The organism is Arenibacter echinorum, from assembly GCF_003259375.1.
Taxonomy (GTDB): domain Bacteria; phylum Bacteroidota; class Bacteroidia; order Flavobacteriales; family Flavobacteriaceae; genus Arenibacter; species Arenibacter echinorum.
The window spans coordinates 846246-870565 of sequence record NZ_QLLN01000001.1 but is presented as its reverse complement, the minus strand read 5'-3'; the positions used below and the strand labels follow the sequence as shown (position 1 = coordinate 870565).

Below are 24320 nucleotides of genomic sequence, written 5' to 3'. Positions count from 1 at the left end.
TGAAGTCCTATTGCTAATTGAGAACAAAGGCCGATAAACCTTAGTCCGATTTGTGGAAACTGATTTCTTTAGGGGTAAGGGGCATTTTATAGATACTGAAAGGCGTAGTGGTTATATTGGTGATTTCCTTCCCGGAAGGTATCCGTTCTTTTGGTCCAACTACAATATTATCTTTGTAATCCTCAATAACGAACAACTCCGTTCCCCCGACGCCCAAGGTAGTTCCTGCACAATATATCAAGAGTAGCTCCTTGCTAAAATCTACTTCCGGAATTGGAAGACCTGGCTTTCTGGTCTTGTTTATTTGAATAAAAAAATTTCTTAACGTCTTTGGGTCCCTTACAATTTGAAATTCTGAATCTTCCACCCCACTATAGTTATCCACTAAAACCAGTTGAAGTTCTTTTGAATTTTGCATGGAACCATCTGCCTTATCCTTAGGCACACCTTTTTGCCCAGAACAGGAAATTCCCAAAAGGCATAAAAATAGTAGTAAGAATCGCATTAATTTTGCTGTAAACTTTCATGCCTGGCCAATAAGGCCTTTTCATATATTGCCTCATATAATGGCAAAACTTTCAAGATATCAAAATCCATTGCCGCTTTTGCCGCATTGTCTTTGAATTTTTCCAAAGTTCTATCGTCACTTAATATCTTTAGTGCATTTTCGGCCATCTCCTCAACATTGCCTACATCACTTAAATAGCCAGTGACTCCCTGGCGATTTACTTCTGGTATTCCTCCTGTATTACTGGAAATTATGGCTACCCTATTGATCATTGCCTCCAGAGCGGCCAATCCAAAACTTTCTGTTTCCGACGGCAAAAGAAAGAGATCCGAAAAACATAAAATCCTATCAATTTCATTACTATTGCCCAAAAAGATCACCTTATTGACAATCCCAAGCTCCTCGCACAATCGTTCTGCACCTTCTTTTTCAGGCCCCTCCCCCACCATAATCAACTTGGCGGGTATTTGTTTTTGAATCTTATTAAAAATATGTATTACGTCAGGAATACGCTTTACCTTCCTAAAATTACTTATATGGGTTATAATTTTCTCATCTTCCGAGGCCATTAGGGAACGTTGACAGTCCGTGAAATTCATACTGTACTTCCTTTTGTCTATAAAATTGGGGATAACCTCTATTTCTTTTTTGATATCGAACAGCTCCAGCGTACTCTCCTTAAGGTTTTGGGAAACCGAGGTAACCACATCGGACTGATTAATACTAAAATTAACAGCAGGCCTATAGAAGGGATGCTTGCCCACCAGAGTTATATCTGTACCGTGCAAGGTGGTAACCATGGGAATATATATTCCCTCTTCCTCCAACATCTTCTTGGCCATATACCCGGCATATGCATGAGGTATGGCATAATGCACATGCAATAACTCTATACCAAACAACTTAATAGTATCTACCAATTTACTGGAAAGAGCCAATTCATAGGGTTGGTAGTGAAACAAAGGGTACTCTGGCACGTGTACTTCATGAAAATATATCTTATTGCTAAGCAACTCCAAGCGCACTGGTTGGCGGTAAGTAATGAAATGGACTTCGTGCCCTCTATTTGCCAATGCAATTCCCAATTCTGTTGCTACCACCCCGCTACCTCCAAAAGTGGGATAACATACTATTGCTATTTTCATCTGTTTATTTTTAATTCATTTTAGAGGTCGAATATCTTAGTCATGCCTCACGGATCCTATAACTTTTCACCCTAAAAAAACCTTAGTCGAACGTGTATGGATAAAATTTCAGAATGCTTAAAGCAAAATGATAATTCCTCCTATAAACCTCAGTTTATATTTATACAAAGTAAAGATTTAATTTATTATCGCTTCATAAATGGCCTTCTGAATCCGTGTTCTTAACCCAGATTTAACCAATAGTGTATTGGAAGCCGAGGGGTAGGTACGGTTGGACAGAAAAACATATACCAAATCCTTTTCCGGATCTGCCCAAGTATAAGTTCCTGTAAAACCGCTATGTCCAAAACTTTTTCTGGAAACCAAACTACAGGCGGGTCCCCCACCGTGCGGTTCAGGCTTGTCAAATCCTATACCACGCCTAACATTCTGATCACAAAAATAGCAGGTATTAAACTTCTTTAACGTTCTGGCCTCCAAAAACTGTTGACCTCCATAAAAACCATTTTGAAGGTACATCTGCATAATTTTTGTAACATCATTGGCATTACTAAAAAGTCCGGCATGCCCCCCCACTCCACCTTGCATAGCGGCACCCATATCGTGTACATAACCCTGCACAGTCTGGTACCTATAATAATTATCTTCCTCCGAAGGAACAATATCCGCCTTTAAAAATCTGTCAAGAGGATTAAAACCGGTATGTGTAGCGCCTATAGGCTTATACAAAAACTCTTCGGCCAAACTATCCAATCGCTCCTTGTAGGTATCCTCTATATACTTTTTCATTACATAGTAGGCTATGTCACTATAGCGATACCTATTGGACTTTAAGTGCTGTCTACCAATCCTGTTATATATAGAATCCTTATAAACATCCTTTATGTACAATTGATCTGCCACCTTAAAGGAATAACCGCTGGTCGGCTGATGTCTGTAAAATTCACTGGAAGGTTTTCTTTTATCATCCAAAGTATCGATATAAAAAGCGATCCAAGCCGGTAATCGGCCATAGTGCGATAAGGCCTTTAGGACAGTCACATTTTTTAGGTCGGAATTGGAATAGGCCGGTATAAGTTCCTCAAAAGTATTATCCAAAGCAATTTTACCCTCCTCCTCCATCTTCATTACCATGGGCAGGGTTGCCAAGATCTTGGTTATGGATGCCAAATCATAAATATGGTCCGGTGTTATTTTTTCGTCCGAATCATAGGTTGGTTTTCCAAACCCTTTGTTGTAAATTACTTTTCCTTTCCTCGCTACGACTATTTGTGCCCCAGGAAACATCAAGGAGTCAATTCCATTTTGAACCATTTTATCTACTTTGGCCAATTTACTGGAACTCATACCAACCCTCTCTGGAAGACTATATCCCAAACGCATCAGGGATTCCAATGGAATAGTTGTATTTACCGGAAATTCGGTATGGGAAGTAACGGGCAATATCCCTTTTGCTGGAAGAGCCCCAAAAATTACCTGTGCTGTTTTTTCCTGGGCCAATACACTATTTTGATATCCCACGATTACCGCATCGATACTTTCAAAAGACTGTACATCCAAAAGAGCGTAGGGTTTTGCAAATACCGCCAGAATTAGATTGGAGGTACGCTCCCTAGCTATTTCCCCTAACCAAGAGAGTTCATTTTTGGTAAATTTATAGGCTTTCCAAGGGCTTTCATTGCTCTTGTGCAGGCCGATGATCACCAAATTATAATCACTTAACTTCTGTTTTAAGGTGGTTATATCCTTACCATTAATCTGTGTAACATCAGCGTATTTATTCAATTCCTTCAGAAAGGGGTCACTTTCTGCATCCCCAAATTTTACATAGGCAATTTTCTTATTTTCCAACTTCTTGATCGCCATCAAAGAAAAATCGTTTTTAACCACGGTAATGGCGTTCTCGATAGCCTCCTCATACAGCACATCATCCTCCAAAGAATTTAAATCCTCATATAGATTTTTAGTGTCTATTGGTTTATAATTATTAAGTCCCACCTTATACTTTGCCATCAATATCTTCTTTACGGAAGTAGCCAGTCTATTTTCCGTGATCCTCCCTTTATTATAAGCTTCCAAAAGTTTGGACTTGGCCTTGGCTACATCCAAAGGCATTAATAGAATATCGTTTCCTGCCAAAAATGCGGTAAGTTCTACCTCCCCTTCCTTGGCAAAATTGGATACTCCCTTCATATTAAGTGCATCGGTGAATACCAATCCCTTGAAGTTAAGCTGTTCCTGTAGTACATCTCCAATAATCTGTTCGGACAAGGAAGATGGATAGCCTTCCTTGATTTCCAAGCTCGGCACACTTAAATGGGCAACCATTACACTACTGAGGCCCTCCTTGATCAATTTTTTATAGGGATATAGCTCAATACTGTCCAAACGTTCCCTCGTAAAATCGATTACCGGTAAAGCTTTGTGCGAATCCACAGCAGTATCACCATGTCCTGGGAAATGCTTCCCACTTGATAAAACTCCTGCGTTTTCCATACCTTTCATAAAGGCAATCCCTTTTTGGGCCACATTTTCACGGTCCTCCCCAAAAGAACGATTCCCAATTATTGGATTCTGAGGATTAATATTAATATCTATGTCAGGGGCAAAATTAATGTGCACTCCCAATCTTTTTGCATGCTTGCCAATCCGGTTCCCTACTTTTTCCACAATGGCATTATCCTTAATGGCCCCCAAGGTCATATTCCAGGGAAAGGCATAGGTAGAATCCAATCTCATGGCCAGACCCCATTCGGCATCCATACCAATCATTAGGGGAACTTTCGAATTCTTTTGAAAATCGTTGGTCAATAGTCCCTGGCGGACGGGACCTCCAGTAGAGAAAATGACCCCACCAATATGATGGTCCTTAATCAACTTTTTAGTTTTTTCCGTACTGGCCTTGTCCTGATCCGAAGTAACCATGACCATAAACAACTGTCCCAACTTTTCATCGAGGGACATTTGACCATATGTAGTCTCAACCCAGTTTCGCTGAACCAAAGTATCCTTGGTAACCAAAGGGTTAATTTGACCTTGAACAGTGTATATTGATATTATAAATAGTAATACGAGGTAATTAATGCGCATAAAAAAATCCATCTTTGATGGTAACTAAGAATTATTTGAATTATTATACTTTTCCGGAAAACAACCCAAACCTTTGGTTTAGCTGTATTTTAAACCGGCCAAGCCTACATAAAACGACCATGCCAGCTTTCTTCTGCCGGCACTTCCCAATGATTCTGGTATTCGTGCTTATTGGTCACCAGATTATTAAAGACAATGGTATTTTTGGAAACAGCCTTTTGCTTGGCCATTTTTTTGAAGTCGACCAAAGATTTGTAGGCCACAAAATCGCCCTGCTTGTAAGAAACATTCATTTTATCCAACAGTTCCACCTTGTATTTTTGCTCCAACTGCTGAATAAAGCGTACAGAAGCATCTATAGAACACCCAGTGGCATGATTGAGGGTTTGATCCAAAGCAAGGACAATAAACCTGTTGTACCTAATTTCATAGCCAGCGAGCAAATCGCTTCCGTGGGCAGTCCAATCCGCTATAAAGGTATCCAGTTCCTGCCTTAGCTGCTGTAATTCTTCCTCAGAAAAACTTCTACTGGCTTGAAAGATCCAAACTCTAGATTCATCCGGCAATGTGTTAAATTCTACGAGCATTTATTAAATTTTTAATGTTCACCCAAACGATTTTCCTATTTAGTATTTCGTTCAGTTCTATTCTACCTGGTCCTGATCTTGGTCTGTCTAATTCTAAAGTGTGGTTGTTAGCTTCAATTTTGATACCCCCCTTATACCCATTCAAAGTATTCCTCGGAGATCATGGTTATTGTTATGATAAAATTACAAATCCTCTGCACTGGCGATCAACTCGGCAATATCCATCACCGCCACGGAGGACTCTTTTTCCTTATTTTTCACTCCATCGGTCAACATAGTATTGCAAAAAGGACAACCGGCAGCTATTATTTCCGGTTTAATGTCCAAGGCTTGTTCCGTGCGTTCTATATTGATATCCTTACTCCCTTTTTCCGGCTCTTTGAACATTTGAGCCCCTCCCGCACCACAACAAAGTCCACGTTTTTTACAATTCTTCATTTCCACCAGTTCCGCATCCAACTTGCGTATTAAATCGCGTGGAGCCTCATACACATTATTGGCCCTTCCCAAATAACATGGGTCGTGAAAAGTAATTCTTTTGCCTTTGAACTGACCACCTTCCATACTAATGCGGCCTTCATCCAACAACTGTTTTAGAAATTGGGTATGATGTACTACCTCATAAGTACCGCCAAGTCCAGGATATTCATTTTTGAGGGTATTAAAACAATGAGGACAAGCCGTTACCACTTTCTTAACCTCATAGGCGTTTAAAACCTCAATATTGGTCACTGCCTGCATTTGAAACAAAAATTCATTACCAGCCCTTTTTGCCGGATCTCCCGTACAGCTCTCTTCAGTACCCAAAACGGCAAAGCTAACATTTGCCTTGTTCAAAATCTTGACAAAGGCCTTAGTTATTTTTTTTGCCCGATCATCAAAACTTCCAGCGCAGCCTACCCAAAATAATACCTCAGGTTGTTGTCCTGCTGCAAAAAGTTCTGCCATTGTGGGTACTTTCAATTCATTTTCCATGATAAGGGTTATTTCTTTATGATTCCTTGGACCAGTTAAGCCTATCCATTTGGTTGAACGGCCAAGGTGCCCCATTATTTTCAATATTTCCCATCATATTATTTAAGTCCGATGGTGCGGCAGATTGCTCCATAACCAAATATTGGCGCATATCCATTATAATGGACAAAGGATCAATACTCACGGGGCAGGCCTCCACACAAGCATTACAGGAGGTACATGCCCAAAGTTCCTCATGGGTTATATAGTCTCCCAACAATTGTTTACCATCTGCCACGAATTCTCCCTTATTGGTATCAATATTCTTGCCAACTTCTTCCAACCTATCCCTGGTGTCCATCATAATCTTGCGAGGGGATAATTTCTTACCCGTTTGGTTGGCCGGGCATTCACTGGTACATCGTCCACATTCCGTACAGGTATAGGCATTCAGCAATTGTACCCATTTAAGGTCCATGACATCCGAAGCGCCAAATTTTTCAGGTATGGGAGCATTCTCATCGGGAGCAGCAAAGGGATCTGCACTTGGATCCATCATTAGCTTTACTTCCTTGGTTACCGCCTCTAAATTATCGAACTGTCCCTTAGGCCTAAGCCTTCCAAAATAGGTGTTTGGAAATGCTAACAGAATATGCAAGTGCTTGGAATAATATAAATAATTCAAGAACATTAGAATACCCACAATATGTAACCACCATGCCGATCTTTCTATCAAAATGATGGAGGATACAGACATTTCTTGAAATAATGGGGCAATAAACTGGCTTACAGGAAAAGCCCCTGCCTTGGTATAATGGGCCACGTTCATTTGCTGCAATTGATAATCAGAAGCATTCATGGTCAGAAAAAGTACCATAAGGACCAATTCTATATAAAGAATTAAATTTCCATCTTTTTTTGGCCACCCGCTCATCTCCGGATTCAGGAATCTCTTCAACTTAATTAGATTTCTACGGATCCAAAAAACAACCACCGCAATAATGACCAACAAGGCCAGTATCTCGAACGATCCTATGAGAAAACTGTAAAATCCACCCAAAAAGGCAAATATCCTATGGGTACCAAAAAGACCATCTATAATAATCTCTAGCACCTCCAAGTTAATAATGATAAAACCTAGATAAACTATGATATGAAGAATCCCTGGAATAGGACGTACCACCATTTTGGTCTGCCCTAGTGCAATCCTGAACATATTGTTCCACCGTTGGGATTTATTATCACTGGTGTCTACCGCTTTGCCCAATTTTATATTTCGGGAGAGCTTTTTAATATTTTTTGCAAAAAAACCAATTCCCGCAAAAAGTATAATTGCAAAAATAATATTAGGAATATAATCCATATTGTGATTCTCTATTTTTCGGCCGGATCTTCTTCAGGAATGGCGTAATCTATTTGCTTTTTACCAAAAACAGAAACATTTACATACCTCTTTGGATTTAAGCGAAAATCCTGCAATAGTAAATCCAGTTCCCTTGAGGCGTCCGCCAGATTGTTATAAAGCGCTTTGTCGTTAACCAATTTTCCCAAAGACCCTTCACCTCCTTCTATTTTGGCCATCATATCGTTAATGTTGCCCATAGTGTACTGTAATTTTTTTATAGTCTCACCCAAACCGGCATTGGCCAGTGTATCCGAAAGCTTGTTGAAATTATCGGTTATGACACCTAAATTACTAATGGATTTCTCCAAATCATCTTTGTTATCCGTTAGAATTTGGTTTAGGGAATTAGCGCTACCCTGAAAACTTTTAACCAATACGTTCAAACCGGCAATACTTTCCCTTAAGTCCTTTTTTGTTTTTACATCCAAAATATCATTAACATTCATCAGGAGGGAATCGGCATTGGTTACCGCGCCTTCCACTTTCATTTGTAAGGGGGTCAAGCGTTGCTGTACCAATTCGGTAAGCCCCGGTCTAGTACTGGAAGGTAAGGTGTCTCCTGATTTTGCCATGGCCGCATCATCAAAAACCGGCTTTATCTGTATTCCCTTTCCGCCTATAATTCCAGTATCATATAATTCCGCATTACTATTTTTGGAAAAAGTGAAACCGTTGTCTACCGTAAAGGTTACCAATAGATTCCCAGAAGCATCATTGAATTTAATATCATTTACCTTCCCTACGGTGAAACCATTGATAGTAACCTGCGTCCCGGATTGTAATCCCCCAACATGATGATATACCGCATAGAAGGTTTTGCTATTATCGAAAAGAGGTGTAGATTTTAAATAACTAAAACCAAGTATGAACAAAAGGATACCCCCCAAGACTATAATACCCGTTTTTATTTCCCTAGATATTTTCAAAAGCTTTTATTTTCAGTTCCTAACAAAATTAGAAATAATTTTTAGAAGAGTGACTATTATTCCGAAACGTATTTAAGCGCTTCCGTTTCCGAAATACGCACCCCATCCTTATAGGCTACTATATAGGATGTATTATATCCTTTGGCATCCGCGTTGCTTTTTAAAAGTGTGGCTTGGAAATGGGAATCAGTATTGCCGTACATATAGCGGTACAAATTATTGTAAGGTTCTTTGGACAAGGTATTTAAACCCTTAAAGTTCTCGGAGTTCAATGGAATATTTTTTGAGCTGGCAAAAATTTGCACCTTAAAAATAATGTTTTCAGATTTCTTAGCCTGCTTTTCAACTGCCTTGACCTCCTTTTCAACTACCTTCGGCTCTTCTTTCTTAATAGGTTCTTTTGCTATTTCCTTGGTAGTATTATCCGTTTCATTCTTTACCACTAGTACTGTTTTGGGTATATTCTTGACCGGTTTTTGCTCTAGTACGAGTTGTTCAGATTTCTTTTCTCCCGTATTGGCCACTGATTTTTCGGCCACTTTCTTAACCTCCTCCTGCTTTGGTACAGGGACAACAGGGGTCTCGTTCATAGCAATCTGATCTGTACCCGATATCATCTCACCCTTATAGGTTAAAATGGCATCGGCAATGGCCTTGCCCATTTCATTATGACCCTTTGCAGAATTCAAATAGGCGCCTTCATCCCTATTCGTCAAAAAACCGGTTTCTACCAAAACGCTAGGCATAAAGGTCTGGTGAAGCACAATAAAACCAGCTTGCTTCACTTTTCTATCGGTTCTTTTCAACTTGTTTGAAAAATTATCCTGCATCAATTTTGCAAGATTGATGCTTTGATCCAGAAATTCCTCCTGCATAATGGTCAGACCAATAATGGATTCCGGGGAATTAATATCGTAGGCAGCATATCTACTTTCATAATTATCCTCCAGATATATTACCGAGTTTTCCTTCTTTGCTATTTCAAAATTTTGCTTATTGGCGTGTAATCCCAATACAAAGGTGCCCGCCCCGTGGGCATCGGAACTATGCGAATCACAATGGACAGAAACAAATAAATCCGCATTGGCCTTGTTGGCAATTTCACCCCTACGGTACAAATCCACAAAGGTATCGTCCTTACGCGTATAAATGACCTTGATATTGGGATTCCTTTCCAAAATTTCCCCTACTTTCAGAACTATCTTTAAGGCTATATTTTTTTCCAAATATCCGTTCCCCAAATTGCCAGGATCATGCCCTCCATGCCCCGCATCCAAAACAACGACAAGTTTTCCGTCATTGTCATCGGTCTCCATATCTTTGCTGAAAGAAGTCAGGAAATATGTTAAAATTATAAATGGAATAATATAAAACCGTTTCATATTCATATAACTAGAGATAATTTGATCTTTTAATTAGGTTAAATTTATCGCAATACCCTACAAGCGGAACAAAAAATATATGTAAGTTTGAACCCAAAATGTAGCTAAACCGTTACAAAAATAGGATATATAGCTTTGCAATCAAATAAACATCATGTACTTTTCCTATTGCTCCTATTATTTGGTGCATTTACTGCATCTGCCCAAGAAGATCAAATTAAGCCCCTGCCCATAGTTGCTTTTAGAGATACTATAAAAGCCCCTCTTTTGCCCGATCCCAAATTGCGGGATACCCTTATAACGGATACTACAAAAGTAGACTCTTTAAACGGTAAAAAACCGCTTCTCCTGGACAAAATAAAATACAAGGCCAAGGATTATGTGAAGATGAGTCAAAAAGATCAAAAAATATATCTTTATAACGAAGCCGAACTCTATTACCAGGACACCGAATTAAAGGCTGGAATCATTATAATGGACTACGTGAAAAATGAAGTCTATGCAGGGCGTATAAAGGATTCTCTAGGGAATTATACACAATTACCTTTTTTCAAACAGGGTACAAATGAAGTGATTCCAGACTCCATACGGTTTAATTTTGACACCCAAAAGGCCATTATATGGAATTCCAGAACGGAACAGCAGGCAGGCTTGGGTCAATTGGGCAGTGATGCTATGAAGGTCTATGCCCAGATTACCAAAAAAGAAAACGATTCCGTTTATTTCCTTAGTGAGGGCAAGTTAACAACATCCAAGGACACCGTAAATCCTGATTACTACATCCGCGTAAAAAAAGCCAAATTCGTACCCCAAAAGAAGGTAATTGCGGGATTCAGTAACCTATATATAGCCGACGTGCCTACCCCCGTGGCACTTCCATTTGCTTATTTTCCTTTGACTGTTGGTAGAACTGCGGGAGTAATGATGCCTACTTTTGGAAGCGACCCTACAAGAGGATATTTTTTACAGAACGGAGGATACTATGTTCCCATAAACGATTATGTAGATCTTACCCTTACAGGCGATCTATATACCAATGGCAGTTATGGATTTAGAACCCAATCCGTATACAGTAAAAGATATAAGTATAGAGGGAATGTAAATTTTAGATATGAAAACCTGGTTACCAGTCAAAAAGGATTTAGTGACTACAGTAGATCTACCATATACAATATCCAAGTTTCGCATGCCCAGGATGCCAAAAGCAATCCTAATTCAAGGTTTCAAGCCTCGGTAAACCTTGGGAGTAGTTCCTATTATAGGAATTCCCTGTTGCAACAGAACCTGCCAAATACCCAGGTAAACAATTTATCATCCTCCATATCCTACTCCAAGACCTTCCCGGAATATCCGTCCGTAAACCTAAGTTTAACGGCCACGCATAACCAAAATACCAATACCGGGGTAGTGGATGTAACCTTGCCCACCTTGCAAGCCAGTATGGAACGTATATTTCCTTTCGCACCACGCGAAGGCATAAAAAAAGGAATCATTCAAAATGTAAACTTTCAATATAACCTAAACGCAAGAAATAGTATTTCCACTACGGAAGATGATTTCTTAACGAGTAGAATGTTCGAAAATTCACGTTTTGGTGCTAGAAACTCCATTCCCCTCAGTACCAATTTCAAAGTAGCCAAACATTTTAGTGTAAGTGTAGGAGGCTCCTATGAGGACGTTTGGGCCATTGAAACTTATGAGAGAGGCTATGACCCGGATACCAAAAGGGAAGTGGTTACGGATACCATTAATGGATTTGACCGCTTTGGTACATATAATTTTAGTGCCAGTATAGGGACCACCTTGTACGGTCTGGTAAACTTTGGGGAGGATAAAAAAATTCAGGCCATCAGGCACGTTATGAGACCGTCTGTGAGCTATGGCTATACCCCATCATTCGATCAATATTATGACAGTTATATCGGTGCCGATGATGAATTGGAATTATATAGCAGGTTCGAAGGTACTTTGAACGGTGCTCCGGGCCTAAACAAGTCCAGTTCAATGAGTTTTTCCCTGGGCAACCAATTTGAGGCAAAGGTGCGCGACAAAGATTCCACGGCCATTAAACCGAAAAAAATATCCATTTTAAGCAATCTCAATCTCTCCACCGGATATAATTTTGAAGCAGATTCCTTAAAGCTAAGTCCTTTGAACCTTAGTGGTGGAACCAACATTCTAAACAATAAAATGGCCATTAACTTTGGTGCCAGTTTTGACCCCTATGCCATTGATAATAATGGAACCCGTATAAACACCTTCAATGTGGACAACGGAGGTAGCCTATTTAGGCTTACAACAGCAAGAGCCAACCTTAGCTACTCCCTGAGCAGTGAAACCTTTGGAAAGAAGAAAGACGAGAAGAAAGAGGATAAGAAGGATGAATATGACTATGTAGCAGCAAGTGGTGGTAGGGATGACGACCTTTTTGGAAGGGCCAACGACTTTAACGAAAATAGGCCGGAAGACGAAAGGGACAAGGATTCCGAAGACGTGGAAAACCCCGTTTATGGCACAAAATTGCCCTGGGACCTTAGATTGGCATATGCCGTAAATTATAGCAACTCCAATAGACAAAACACCATTGGCAGCCACTCCTTAATGTTCTCAGGAAACATTCAACTTTCCCCAAGATGGAAAATTGGAGGTTCTTCCGGTTACGATTTCAAAAACAAAGGATTTACGCTAACCCAACTTCGGTTTGAGAGGGACCTTAAAAGTTTTAGGATGAACTTTAACTGGACACCCTTTGGCACCTACAAACGCTGGTATTTCTTTATAGGAATAAAGAGCTCCATATTACAAGACCTTAAGTGGGAAAACCGGAGCAAACGGAATTAGCGTAAAATCCAGGTATCGGAACTTGCCCTATCATTTGACCATTAATGCCCCAAAATATTTCTCCTATATTCTTCAACTTTATTATATCTATTTGTTCAAGCCGTAAGGGCAGTTAAAAATCACTTAGCAGACAGTCAGATGGGTTAATTAATCTTATCTTTAACAATAGGAATTAAAGGGTTTCATAAACTCAAATTTATTGACAATGCCCCAATGCCATTTAATCAGCAAGGCATGGCGACTAAACATTTTAACAGGTGTGCAGTAGGGCATTTCTATAGATTCCCTAATTAAGCCTTTGTACAATTGGCCAGTACTGTGCCCCTTTATTCCAAAGCCAAGAAATGTACTTAAACTGCCACACATATTACAGCCTTCGTTTTGGAACCATATCCGAGGTGGAACTCTTGGAATTGGCCAAAAAGAACCATATAGATCATTTGGCGCTAACCGACATCAACAACACTTCGGCAGGATTAAACTTTGTACGAAAAGCGCAGGAAAAAGGCATTAAACCTATACTGGGAATCGACTTCAGAAACGGGGTAGATCAGTGTTTTATTGGTTTGGCCAAAAATAACTATGGCTACCATGAGTTGAACAATTTCTTGTCCGAACACCTGCACCATAATAAGAAATTTAATTCCCGAGCTCCTATTTTTAAACACTCTTTCGTAATATATCCGTTCGAAAAAGTATTACTGAATAAACAGGATACTTTTTTGGAGCATGAATTTATTGGCATATCCATTAGAGATCTTAGAAGGTTACCCTTTACCAAAATAATTGAGTATAAGGACAAATTAGTGTTACAACAAGCTGTTACTTTCCGGAATAAACGCGATTTTAACGCTCACCGTCTACTTCGGGCCATTGACAACAACATCCTCCTAAGTAAATTGTCCCAAAGTGAGGAAGCCGATCCCGAAGAGAAAATGGTTTCTATGGATGATTTATTATCCGCTTTTTCCGAATATCAATTTATTTTGGAAAATACCGAGCGATTAATGCAGTCCTGCGATATTTATTTTGATTTTTCAGAAAACAGGAAGCCTCAAAACCTTAAATCCTATCTAGGTAATACCAAAAAGGACGAGGTCCTTTTGGAGGAATTATGCCATAAGGGCCTACCTGAAAGGTACAAACACACCAAAATTGACAGGGTAATTCTTGAGCGTCTCCAAAAGGAATTGGACTTGATAAAGAAAATGGGATTTGTATCCTACTTTCTCATTAATTGGGATATTGTATCCCACGCCAGAAAACAGGGCTTCTTTTATGTGGGCCGGGGAAGCGGAGCTAACAGTATTGTAGCTTATTTGCTCCGCATTACCGATGTAGACCCCATTGAATTGGACCTGTATTTTGAGCGTTTTATCAACCTGTACCGGGTAAACCCTCCCGATTTTGACATAGACTTTTCATGGAAAGACCGTGAGGCCATGACCCAATATATTTTTGAAAGTTTCCCCAACGTTTCACTCTTGGGCACCTATGTTACCTTCCAGGAAAAAGGGGTTGTGCGTGAACTCGGCAAGGTCTTTGGACTCCCCAAAGAGGAAATAGATGTGCTATGCGACAAAAAATATAATGTTTCGGAATTGGACAAGGTAGCTTTATTGGTCCTTAAGTACGGACAATTACTTAAAGGAATGCCCAATTATTTAAGTATCCATGCCGGGGGCATCCTTATAACTGAAAAACCCATTCATTACTTTTCTGCCACCCACCTGCCGCCCAAGGGTTATCCTACCACACAGTTCGACATGGTAATAGCGGAAGATGTTGGTCTCTTTAAGTTTGATATCCTATCTCAACGGGGTCTGGCGAAAATTGAAGAGACCTTGGAAATCATAAGCTATAATCAACCAGCGGAAATAAGCGGCATAGATATCCATGATGTTGCCCAATTTAAAAATGACCCCATCATCAATAACTTGGTAAAGAGCGCCCAGTGTATGGGTTGCTTTTATGTTGAATCGCCAGCCATGCGGATGTTACTCAAGAAATTGGAGGTCGATACTTATTTGGGATTGGTCGCTGCCAGTTCCATTATACGCCCCGGAGTGGCCAAAAGTGGTATGATGCGGGAATACATATTACGCCATCGAGACCCACAACGCGCCAAGGAAAGGGCACATCCCATTATGCTATCCATTATGCCAGAAACCTACGGCGTAATGGTATATCAGGAGGATGTAATTAAGGTTGCCCACTATTTTGCCGATCTTACTCTTGGCGAGGCCGATGTTCTTAGACGAGGTATGAGCGGCAAGTTTCGCTCTAGGGAAGAGTTCCAAAAAGTAAAGGATAAATTTGTTGACAATTGTAGAAAAAAGGATTATGAAGATAAGCTTATTTTCGAAATATGGGACCAGGTGGCGAGTTTCGCCGGTTACGCCTTCGCCAAGGGCCATTCCGCCTCTTATGCCGTTGAAAGCTATCAGACCCTATTCCTAAAAGCTTACTACCCTTTGGAATATATGGTGGCCGTGTTGAACAATGGCGGTGGCTTCTATAGTGCCGAATTCTATATCCACGAAGCACGCATGCTAGGAGCCAAAATTCATTCTCCCTGTATAAACAAAAGCTTTATGAGGAATTGTATTTATGGGAAAGAAATGTACCTCGGATATATGTACCTCAGGGACTTGGAAGGCAAGGTGGTAGATCACGTTATAAATGAAAGAACTACCAATGGGCCATTTTTATCATTGACCAATTTTCTGGATAGGGTCTTTATATCCATAGAACAATTGAGTATCCTTATCCGTATCGATGCCTTTGCATTTACAGGGATAAATAAGCACGAACTCTTATGGCAAGCTCATTTATCCCTATCCAAAAATACCAAATTGGACCACCCTAAATTGTTTAATGCCACTCATCAAAACTTTGAAATCCCCAAATTATACTCCACAGATCTGGAATTAGCCTTTACCCAATTGGAACTTATGGGATTTACACTTTGTAGTCCGTTCGATATTTTGGCGGAACCTCCGAGCAACACACATGGCAAAAAAGACTTGGAAACTTATCTTAGCAAGAATATTGATATTTACGGATATCTGGTGACCGTAAAAAATACAAGGACCCATCAGGGAACCAGAATGAATTTCGCCACCTTGGTAGATCAACACGGGGAAGTCTTTGACACCGTACTTTTTCCACCAGTAGCTGCAAAATATTTTTTCAGGGGAAGAGGTATCTATCGCTTTTATGGAAAAGTGGTGAACGAATTTGGCTTCTTAAGTATAGAGGTCATAAAAATGCAAAAACAGGATTATATCCCAGATCCAAGATATGCGGACATGAAAACTAGTGTATTAAGACAGAATTCTGACAACAAATAAAACCAGGCCAATTTGGCTGCCCGGAATAGTCTAATATATCGCCGGCAATGGATCTATTTCTTCCCATATGTCTTAATTGGCAAAAGGGTTTAAGTATGCCTGGACGATTCTTAAATGAAATTTTAGATTTTAAAAAAACAAATCCAACACCAAGTTTTAATAAGATAATTTCGTGAGGGCATTCCTATAAAAAGTATTTTCACTAGATTCGATGTAACTATCTAACCCAACCAGTAAAACCAAAAGAAATAACCATGTCTTGTTTTTGTAACCCGTCCGGCCTATGAGGAAGCGTATAGAAGCAATATTAAATCAGGATATCCCTTATATGGATTCCTCTAGAAGTAAACTTCTATTGATCGGCTTTATAGGCCTGTATTCTTTCATTTTCATAAATATATATGCCCCTTACAACATCAATAAATGGGGCGAAAATTACTATTGGGAGTTTATATTAATAGGTCTTAGTGTTCTTATTTTTACCCAGTTTATACTGCGTGCCCTATTTGGACCCAAAAGATTTAAAATCTATAGTTTACTCCCTTGGGGCCTAATGGAGATGGCATTAATGGCCGTTATATTTGAGCTTGCCTATAGTCCACCAATGCGAACGCTTCAAGAACAAATTTCGGAATTCCTACTAACCTTTTGGCAAATAGGTCTTGTAGTGGTTGTACCCTATACACTATTTTTATGGTATGCCCAGATCCAACAAAAATTATCCTCGTTTAAAGAAGAAATTCAATTCAATACAAAAGGTACAAATGATGAGGGCAACGGTGAATTGTTGATTTTTAACGGAGAAAACAATATGGTAGTATTGGCCATTAAATATAAGCAGTTGTTATATATCAAATCTGCGGGAAATTATTTGGAACTTTTTTATTTCACCGGAGAAAAAATCAGCAAAGAACTCATTAGAATGAGTTTCAAGGAATTGGAGGACATCATCAATGACACCAAGGTAATACGCATCCATAGATCCTATATGGTCAATACTATACACATCAGCACTGCTAAGAAAACTAAAAAGGGATATAACCTTAGTATCCAATATATCCCAGAGGAAAAAATTCCCGTTTCGTACGGTTATAAAACCGATTTCGAAAAAGCCCTCCAACAAAAAAAATGTCCCATTAATCCCAAATAGGGATATTTCATCACAAAGTACCAAAGACATATTGGGTTGTTGAAACACCATTGTTAATTTGTGTAAATATAGAGTATTAGTCCAGGCTGATGTGCAGGATTGTACACAACTACTTTATATAAGTGCTAGGCTTTTTAGTTCATGCACGATAATAAATGTAATCGTGAATTCGCTGAAATACAGCTTAGCACTTTCGATTCAAAATGTTAAAGAATAACCAAAGGGTAATTCAAGATCTGGTGGAAAAAGGTAGGGTCATATTAAAAGTAATTATATCAGTAGCAGTTCTAGGAATCATGGCAGTCATTTTTTTTGCCGGCCAAAGACCTACGGCCTACTATCCGGTTCCTCTTTTAAATAGCAGCTGCCCTCCCGGATTTAAGCTGAACGAGAATAATGAGTGTATTGCCAAGAATCTCTATAGTCAATATGCCACAACCAACAAGGCCGGTGTAGGAGGTTTAAAATCGGCCTTACCAGAAATTAGGGATGGTTTTTCTCCGCAAGAAATTGATTTGGGAAGGTACTTATTTTTTGATCCCGCTCTCTCTGTCGACCAAACCGTTTCCTGTGCAACGTGCCATGATCCCGATAAAGGATTAGGCGATGGATTAGCAACTAGCCAGGGAAAGGATGGACAACAATTAAAAAGAGCGGCACCTTCCCTATATAACGTAGGCTATTTAAAAAAACTCTTTTGGGACGGTCGTGCCTCAACTTTGGAGGAACAAATGTTGGAACCGTTGTTCTCCAAGGATGAAATGGGCAATACGCCCGAAAATTTGATCGGTACCATAAATGAATTTGAAAATTATAGAAAATTATTTGCGGAAGCATATCCCAAAAGGGATAGGGACCAACCTATTGCTCTCCATGAAATTACAAAGGCCATTGCGGCCTTCCAATCTTCCTTGGTTTCTATAAATAGTAAATATGACCAATATGCACATGGTTATGATGAAGCGTTGAATAAAAACGAAATTGAAGGACTCAATATATTTAGGTCTTTCGTGGCGCGTTGTGCAGAATGCCATACCCCTCCCCTATTTACAAATCAACAATTTGCCGTTATTGGAACCCCTGAACCAGACGGATTACCATTGGATCCAGGGGCCGAAATTCCCTTTAGCGACGAAAGCCTTAGAGGGGCATTTAAGGTCCCTAGTCTTCGGAATATAGCCCTAACCGCCCCCTACATGCACTCAGGAAGATTCAAAACTCTTAGGGAAACCGTTCAATTTTATACGGACGGTCGCGGACATGCAGTGCCAGAGGGCGAAAACCTATTGATTCATTGGCATATATGGGAACCCAATTTAACCGATTACGAATTGGACCGCTTGGTGGATTTTCTTAAAACCTTGACCGATGAATCCTTTAAACCTAAAATACCGGAAGTCCTGCCTTCGGGACTTAAAATATCAACCTAAATAATACCAGTTAAGAAATGAAGAAAAAGTCGCCTTTTATTAAAATCATTAGCTCTATTTTACTCATTGGAATAGGTGTATTCATAGGAAAATCGTTCTTCGGACAAAAAAATGTGGAGACCGTACCCATTCCTTCCACCATAAAATATAGAAATATAGGGCTTACGAACGACACTACACAAGTAGCCTCCGCTGAAGAATTTACAGGAAAAATCATAGAAGTCAAAAAAGGCTCATCCATCCAAAATGCAGTAAAAGAGGCTAGCCCGGGCGATCTAATTCGTGTATATCCTGGAACGTATTCGGAGAACGTATACATTGATAAGGATAATATTAGCCTTCAAGGAGTCATAATCAATGGAGATTGGCCAACCTTGGACGGCAAAAAGGAAATTAACGATGCTTTCCTATATTCTGGCAATGGAATTCTTATTGAGAATTTTAAAATAATCAACTACAAAGGCAATGGCATAATGGGCCAAGCTGGTAACAATTTTATAATACGCAACAACTGGATTATCGATACCGGTGTATATGGCATTTTTCCACAGTATGGCAAAAACGGATTGGTGGAGCATAATGTACTAAGTAAAATCGCGGATGCCGCCATATATATCGGAATGTGCGATAATGTAGACGTATTACATAACGAAGTATTCGACAACGTTGCGGGCATTGAGATTGAGAATTCTAGGCACTGTTTGGTAGAAAACAATTATGCGCATAACAATACGGGCGGATTATTGGCTTTTGTAACCCCGGGATTGCCTATAAAAACAACCTTTGATGTAATCTTGCGAAACAATTTTGTGGTAAACAACAACCATGAAAATTTTGGTGCCCCCGGATCTACGGTTTCCGGAATTCCATCGGGCACGGGTATTTTAATAATGGCCGCCGATGACGTGATTGTCGAGAACAATATTATTACGGGAAATAATAACACTGGGATTACCATCGTGGATCTTGCAACAGGTGCTCCCAAGGCAAATGATCCCAATTCGGAAGGAAATCCGGACAGGGTCGTTATTCTAGATAATATCATGTTCGACAACGGCAATAACCCAACGGGTGAAATAAAGGCAATTATGCTTACCCAAATGGATACTAAGGGTCCGGATATTTTCGCCTATGGAGGAGGCACGGGAAGTAGTATTAGGGACAAGAACAGGTATAGGACCTTTGGTTTGGAAAATTACGGTATGGCACAAATAACCGATACCAAAGATATACCAACCATGATGACCCCATCTCCAGTGCCACCAAGATCGGTTTCCTTTGAAGAATTGGGCGAGCTTACGTATTATGGGGTCTGCGCCGGGTGCCATGCCTTTGGCACTAGATTGATAGGTCCACCAACAGAAATCCTTCAGGCAATTCACCAGAATAATCCCCAAGGTATAGTAGATTATATCACAGCTCCAAAAAACCTTAGGGAAGACTATCCTGAAATGCCGCCCCAAAATTATTTATCGGAAGAAGCCAAAATGGCCGTAGCGGAATATATTCTGGCCTTGAAGCATTGAACCAAAGACACCTACAAAGAAAATGAAAGGTTATTATACTAACCCTGTATTGTTCTTACCTTAAAATTTAAAGTCAATGCAAGGTAATGCAATTGCCTTGGTTCAAATATTCATTTTCATTATGAAGTGATTTGAAATATAATTTTTATAATATCCCCAAATGAATAAGCTTGGGGATGTTTTTTATATTAATTTAATGCCATGAACGTATTAGGAAAACAGCGCGATTTTTTTACAAGGCAAAAGACCAAGGATGTTTCTTTCCGAAAAGAGGCCTTAAAGCGATTACAAAAAGAAATAATTGCGCGTGAAGATGATATTGCAGAGGCCATTTACAAAGATTTTAAAAAACCTAAGTTTGAGACCTTGGCAGCGGAAACGCAATTTGTTTTGGCGGAATTAAAATTGACCTTAAAAAATATTGACAATTGGGCCAGCCCTGAGAGAAAATCTGCCTCATTAATGAATTGGCCCTCTTCGGATTGGATATATAGGGAGCCCTATGGTGCAGTATTGATTATTGCTCCATGGAACTATCCCTTTCAATTGGCATTTGCTCCTATGATCGCAGCTGTGGCGGCAGGAAATACAGTTGTTGTAAAACCCTCCGAAGTAACACCGCATACGGCATCGATCATCTCCGAAATTATCAGTGCAGTTTTTGTACCGGAACATGTTACCGTTGTGGAAGGCGGTGTGGAAGTATCCCAAGAACTTTTGGCCGAAAAATGGGACTACATTTTTTTTACAGGAAGTACCCGCGTTGGGCAAATAGTGTATGAATCAGCCGCAAAACACATAACACCCGTAACTCTCGAACTAGGAGGGAAAAATCCCACCATAGTGGATGAAACAGCCTCTATCAACCTGGCCGCTAAACGGATTGTTTGGGGCAAATTTTTAAATGCTGGTCAAACATGCATTGCTACCGATTATATACTTGTCCATAGAGAAGTGAAGGACAAACTTGTGGCGGCACTTAAACAAAATATTACCAAGTGCTACGGAGAAAATATTGAACAGTCTCCGGATTTTTCGAGAACGGTAAGCAAAAGCCATTATGATGGTTTAAAAGAAATGCTTGTGGGCGAAGAAATACTTTTTGGGGGCAATAGCAATGATGAAGATAATTATCTGGCCCCTACCCTGGTCAATGAGCCCAACTTGGACTGTAAATTGATGCATGGCGAAATTTTTGGGCCCATTCTACCAATTATTGCCTACGAAAATGAAGATGATATCGAGAAGCATTTAACCAATTATGGAAAACCTTTGGCTACCTATATATTCTCCAACCGAAAATCCTTCCAGAAAAAAATAATCAATAGGTATAGTTTTGGAGGGGGAGCTATCAACGACACTGTAATTCAAATTACCAATAAAAATCTCCCTTTTGGAGGTGTTGGCGCAAGTGGTATAGGAGCCTATCATGGCAAACGATCGTTTGACCTTTTTTCACATCAAAAAGCAATAGTTAAAAAAGCGAATTGGTTGGATGCACCACTTCGATATCCACCGTATAACCTTCCCTTGCAGATAGTAAAGAAAATAAAGCATCTGTTTTAAGGATTTATCAAGGTGGCCATCGATCCGATCACCTCTATTGCCGATCAATGGCGACAAAACCGTGCCGTTCCTTTACATATTTGAGGCTCTTCGGTTCTCAATTTTGTCTTTGAGAAAATAGTATTGCCTCCTTCTTATTTCTAAAATATCCCAATCAAAAAAGAAAGGGAATTTCGTTTTGACCATTCGAAAAACCAATATTTTAGAACTAGAATCTTCCAAAAAACAAAAGAAACCAATATATATCGACCTCCACTTTAAGTATTCAACGAGATATATTTTTAACAATCTATTAACGATTATTATTTATACCTTAGAATTGGCAAACAGATAAAATAAGGTTTTGGCCAACGCCTTTTCTTTTTTATTATCATGCCTCGATATAATTCTGTTTTTTCCTATGCACATAGCATCTACATAGTATTTCATTTAGTAAGTGCCCTCTGGCCTTATAGAAAAAAGAATGGGCAACTGCACCATTCCAAAGTCATAATTCCTCCATTAGTCGATTGAAGGAGGAAATAAAATCCTAAATACATAAGAATAATTTACAATAATTAATTCCCTGATCTCACTCAGGCCAAACTGAAAATGTTATGAGAACGAACCATAGATTTCCAAAAAAACTATCATGCTAATTACAACCCTTTTCTTTATTGCCGGCTACATGGTTATTGCGTTGGAGCATGTTGTTAAAATTGATAAGGCGGCGACTGCCCTGTTTATAGGGGTAGTATTATGGGTCATTGTTGCCCATACCGGAGTTGATTTTTCAGAAACCCTAATAAAGCTCAAGGAACATTTTGAGGAAATTGCTGAAATTCTCTTCTTTCTACTTGGAGCAATGACCATTGTTGAATTAATAGACATTCACAATGGTTTTGAAATTATCCTAAGGGTAATAAAGACCCGAAGCATGCTAGTGCTGCTTTGGGTACTATGTTTACTCACCTTTTTCTTATCAGCTGTACTGGACAACCTCACCACTACAATTGTAATGATGGCCATATTAAGGAAATTTTTGACCAGCAAGTCGGACCTCTGGTATTTTGCAGGATTTATCATCATTGCTGCCAATGCAGGTGGAGCCTGGTCACCCATAGGCGATGTCACCACAATTATGCTTTGGAATGGTGGCCAAGTATCCACAAACACCATAATTACCGAGGTATTTTTACCCAGTTTGGCCTGTTTATTGGTTCCTTTACTAATAGCCTCCTATAGTTTTAAGGGCAAAATTATTGAAGCAGGGGTGCCCACTGCCCCTAAGATTCAACAAATAAGTTCCAAGGAAAGCAATTTAATTCTACTTCTGGGGGTAGGTCTACTTTTAATGGTGCCAGTATTTAAAGCTATTACCCATTTACCTCCCTTTCTGGGTATGCTATTTAGCCTATGTCTTTTCTGGTTGATCACTGAAATACTGCATAAAAATAAGCCTATTGAACTTAAACACCATTTATCCGTTGCAGCTACTGTTCAAAGAATTGACACCCCAAGTATTCTGTTCTTTTTGGGAATCCTTTTGGCGGTCGCCGCTATAGAAACCAATGGCTCCCTAGAATTTATGGGGAGTGCACTCGAAACCACTTTCAATGATTTTCATATTACCAATACCTTATTGGGGCTTTTATCCTCTTTAATAGACAACGTGCCATTAGTAGCAGGTGCCATGGGAATGTACACCATGGATACCTTCCCACAAGATCATGAATTCTGGACATTTTTAGCCTATTGTGCGGGTACGGGAGGTAGTGTACTTATTATAGGATCTGCTGCCGGAGTGGCTGCCATGGGAATTTTGAAAATTGATTTTTTATGGTACTTGCGCCGTATAGCCTGGCTAGCCCTAATCGGTTACTTTTCAGGTATCCTGGTCTTTATTTTAATTAATTAATAATTTAGGTTTAAACCCAATTAAAATAGAAAAAAAATAGAGTGTAAAGTTTAATGATACCCTATCTGATATAGGAGTAACAAATTTAGTCATCAAAGAGATATTCCTACTCCGGGATATTCCCGATAACCGCATTATTACAGATGCAAAAACATAGAGATGCCTTTGACAAAAAATTAACCCTGCCCAAAAGAAAGCAGGGTTTTTATTACCAAACTGAACTTCTGGTAGACTACCTAGCCAAATCCAGCATTTTACCGTTTTTTAATTCACCAAGGACGGTTACATCCTTGCTTTTCTTATATTCTTCAAGGGCAAGAAGCATTTGCTCCTCCGTATCCCTTCTAATTTTTATACCTCCAGTTTTCTGGTTTCTATTTCGAACTTCAATATAATATCCGTCCTTAAGTTCCGTTGGTTTTGTCGCCGGCCTTCCCATATTTAATAACTAGTTTTTACTGTTCAACTATTAATTCAAAGTGTACTAAATTTCCTTAGTCGTATAAACATATGAAAACTTAACACATTAATCGGGAATAATATAGCTTATTAATGTATAA

General features: G+C 39.5%; 16 protein-coding genes. 7 read left to right on the top strand and 9 right to left on the bottom strand.

Translation table 11 applies throughout. The features are described from left to right. Window positions 1–40: 40 nt before the first annotated feature. The 8 genes from LV92_RS03640 to LV92_RS03605 form a co-directional block, all read right to left on the bottom strand. On the bottom strand, window positions 41–505 hold the full coding sequence (locus tag LV92_RS03640) for a hypothetical protein (protein WP_111622258.1): 465 nt from the start codon (window positions 503–505) through the stop codon (window positions 41–43). Next, a complete protein-coding gene (gene bshA, locus LV92_RS03635) occupies window positions 505–1653 on the bottom strand; it encodes an N-acetyl-alpha-D-glucosaminyl L-malate synthase BshA (RefSeq protein ID WP_111622257.1) in 1149 nt (382 codons plus the stop codon). Before bshA ends, LV92_RS03640 begins: the two co-directional genes overlap by 1 nt. A 177-nt stretch (window positions 1654–1830) precedes the next feature. Continuing rightward, the gene (locus tag LV92_RS03630) at window positions 1831–4743 is read right to left on the bottom strand and encodes a glycoside hydrolase family 3 N-terminal domain-containing protein (RefSeq protein ID WP_111622347.1); all 2913 of its coding nucleotides are present in this window, start codon (window positions 4741–4743) and stop codon (window positions 1831–1833) included. A gap of 104 nt (window positions 4744–4847) precedes the next feature. After that, window positions 4848–5330 carry an ABC transporter ATPase gene (locus LV92_RS03625; protein ID WP_111622256.1) on the bottom strand — a complete coding sequence of 161 codons (483 nt, stop codon included), beginning with the start codon at window positions 5328–5330 and terminating at the stop codon, window positions 4848–4850. A gap of 183 nt (window positions 5331–5513) precedes the next feature. After that, complete coding sequence (locus LV92_RS03620; RefSeq protein WP_111622255.1) at window positions 5514–6305, bottom strand: (Fe-S)-binding protein; 792 nt, start codon at window positions 6303–6305, stop codon at window positions 5514–5516. Window positions 6306–6321: 16 nt separating this feature from the next. Beyond that, on the bottom strand, window positions 6322–7647 hold the full coding sequence (locus LV92_RS03615) for a (Fe-S)-binding protein (protein WP_111622254.1): 1326 nt from the start codon (window positions 7645–7647) through the stop codon (window positions 6322–6324). 11 nt (window positions 7648–7658) lie between these two features. After that, window positions 7659–8615: an MlaD family protein gene (locus LV92_RS03610; RefSeq protein WP_111622253.1), complete on the bottom strand. Its 957-nt coding sequence runs from the start codon at window positions 8613–8615 to the stop codon at window positions 7659–7661. 56 nt (window positions 8616–8671) lie between these two features. Next, entirely contained in the window at window positions 8672–10003 is a 1332-nt protein-coding gene (locus LV92_RS03605) for an N-acetylmuramoyl-L-alanine amidase family protein (protein WP_170126274.1), read from the bottom strand. 129 nt (window positions 10004–10132) lie between these two features. Between LV92_RS03605 and LV92_RS03600 the strand changes: the two genes are divergently transcribed. The 7 genes from LV92_RS03600 (at window position 10133) to nhaD (ending at window position 23760) form a co-directional block, all read left to right on the top strand. After that, complete coding sequence (locus LV92_RS03600) at window positions 10133–12838, top strand: putative LPS assembly protein LptD (RefSeq protein WP_111622252.1); 2706 nt, start codon at window positions 10133–10135, stop codon at window positions 12836–12838. A 344-nt stretch (window positions 12839–13182) separates the two neighbouring features. Beyond that, the gene (locus LV92_RS03595) at window positions 13183–16191 is read left to right on the top strand and encodes a DNA polymerase III subunit alpha (RefSeq protein WP_111622251.1); all 3009 of its coding nucleotides are present in this window, start codon (window positions 13183–13185) and stop codon (window positions 16189–16191) included. Window positions 16192–16474: 283 nt separating this feature from the next. Further along, window positions 16475–17341: a LytR/AlgR family response regulator transcription factor gene (locus LV92_RS03590; protein ID WP_111622250.1), complete on the top strand. Its 867-nt coding sequence runs from the start codon at window positions 16475–16477 to the stop codon at window positions 17339–17341. A gap of 203 nt (window positions 17342–17544) precedes the next feature. Next, entirely contained in the window at window positions 17545–18771 is a 1227-nt protein-coding gene (locus tag LV92_RS03585) for a cytochrome-c peroxidase (RefSeq protein ID WP_211322923.1), read from the top strand. Between the two features lie 17 nt (window positions 18772–18788). Next, the gene (locus LV92_RS03580; RefSeq protein WP_111622249.1) at window positions 18789–20297 is read left to right on the top strand and encodes a parallel beta-helix domain-containing protein; all 1509 of its coding nucleotides are present in this window, start codon (window positions 18789–18791) and stop codon (window positions 20295–20297) included. Window positions 20298–20498: 201 nt separating this feature from the next. Next, window positions 20499–21863: an aldehyde dehydrogenase gene (locus LV92_RS03575; RefSeq protein WP_111622248.1), complete on the top strand. Its 1365-nt coding sequence runs from the start codon at window positions 20499–20501 to the stop codon at window positions 21861–21863. A gap of 631 nt (window positions 21864–22494) precedes the next feature. After that, window positions 22495–23760 (top strand): sodium:proton antiporter NhaD, encoded by a 1266-nt coding sequence (nhaD, locus tag LV92_RS03570; protein ID WP_211322922.1) that lies wholly within the window; start codon window positions 22495–22497, stop codon window positions 23758–23760. A gap of 232 nt (window positions 23761–23992) precedes the next feature. On the opposite strand, the gene LV92_RS03565 is transcribed toward nhaD, so the two are convergent. Beyond that, window positions 23993–24199, bottom strand: a complete 207-nt coding sequence (locus tag LV92_RS03565; RefSeq protein ID WP_111622246.1) for a hypothetical protein — start codon at window positions 24197–24199, stop codon at window positions 23993–23995. Between the last annotated feature and the right edge of the window lie 121 nt (window positions 24200–24320).

Excerpts from the sequence above, each read along its gene's own strand:
- LV92_RS03640 (WP_111622258.1), bottom strand. The coding sequence starts at position 505 with ATGCGATTCTTACTACTATTTTTATGCCTTTTGGGAATTTCCTGTTCT.
- bshA (WP_111622257.1), bottom strand. The coding sequence starts at position 1,653 with ATGAAAATAGCAATAGTATGTTATCCCACTTTTGGAGGTAGCGGGGTG.
- LV92_RS03630 (WP_111622347.1), bottom strand. The coding sequence starts at position 4,743 with ATGCGCATTAATTACCTCGTATTACTATTTATAATATCAATATACACT.
- LV92_RS03625 (WP_111622256.1), bottom strand. The coding sequence starts at position 5,330 with ATGCTCGTAGAATTTAACACATTGCCGGATGAATCTAGAGTTTGGATC.
- LV92_RS03620 (WP_111622255.1), bottom strand. The coding sequence starts at position 6,305 with ATGGAAAATGAATTGAAAGTACCCACAATGGCAGAACTTTTTGCAGCA.
- LV92_RS03615 (WP_111622254.1), bottom strand. The coding sequence starts at position 7,647 with ATGGATTATATTCCTAATATTATTTTTGCAATTATACTTTTTGCGGGA.
- LV92_RS03605 (WP_170126274.1), bottom strand. The coding sequence starts at position 10,003 with ATGAATATGAAACGGTTTTATATTATTCCATTTATAATTTTAACATAT.
- LV92_RS03595 (WP_111622251.1), top strand. The coding sequence starts at position 13,183 with ATGTACTTAAACTGCCACACATATTACAGCCTTCGTTTTGGAACCATA.
- LV92_RS03590 (WP_111622250.1), top strand. The coding sequence starts at position 16,475 with ATGAGGAAGCGTATAGAAGCAATATTAAATCAGGATATCCCTTATATG.
- LV92_RS03585 (WP_211322923.1), top strand. The coding sequence starts at position 17,545 with ATGTTAAAGAATAACCAAAGGGTAATTCAAGATCTGGTGGAAAAAGGT.
- LV92_RS03580 (WP_111622249.1), top strand. The coding sequence starts at position 18,789 with ATGAAGAAAAAGTCGCCTTTTATTAAAATCATTAGCTCTATTTTACTC.
- LV92_RS03575 (WP_111622248.1), top strand. The coding sequence starts at position 20,499 with ATGAACGTATTAGGAAAACAGCGCGATTTTTTTACAAGGCAAAAGACC.
- nhaD (WP_211322922.1), top strand. The coding sequence starts at position 22,495 with ATGCTAATTACAACCCTTTTCTTTATTGCCGGCTACATGGTTATTGCG.
- LV92_RS03565 (WP_111622246.1), bottom strand. The coding sequence starts at position 24,199 with ATGGGAAGGCCGGCGACAAAACCAACGGAACTTAAGGACGGATATTAT.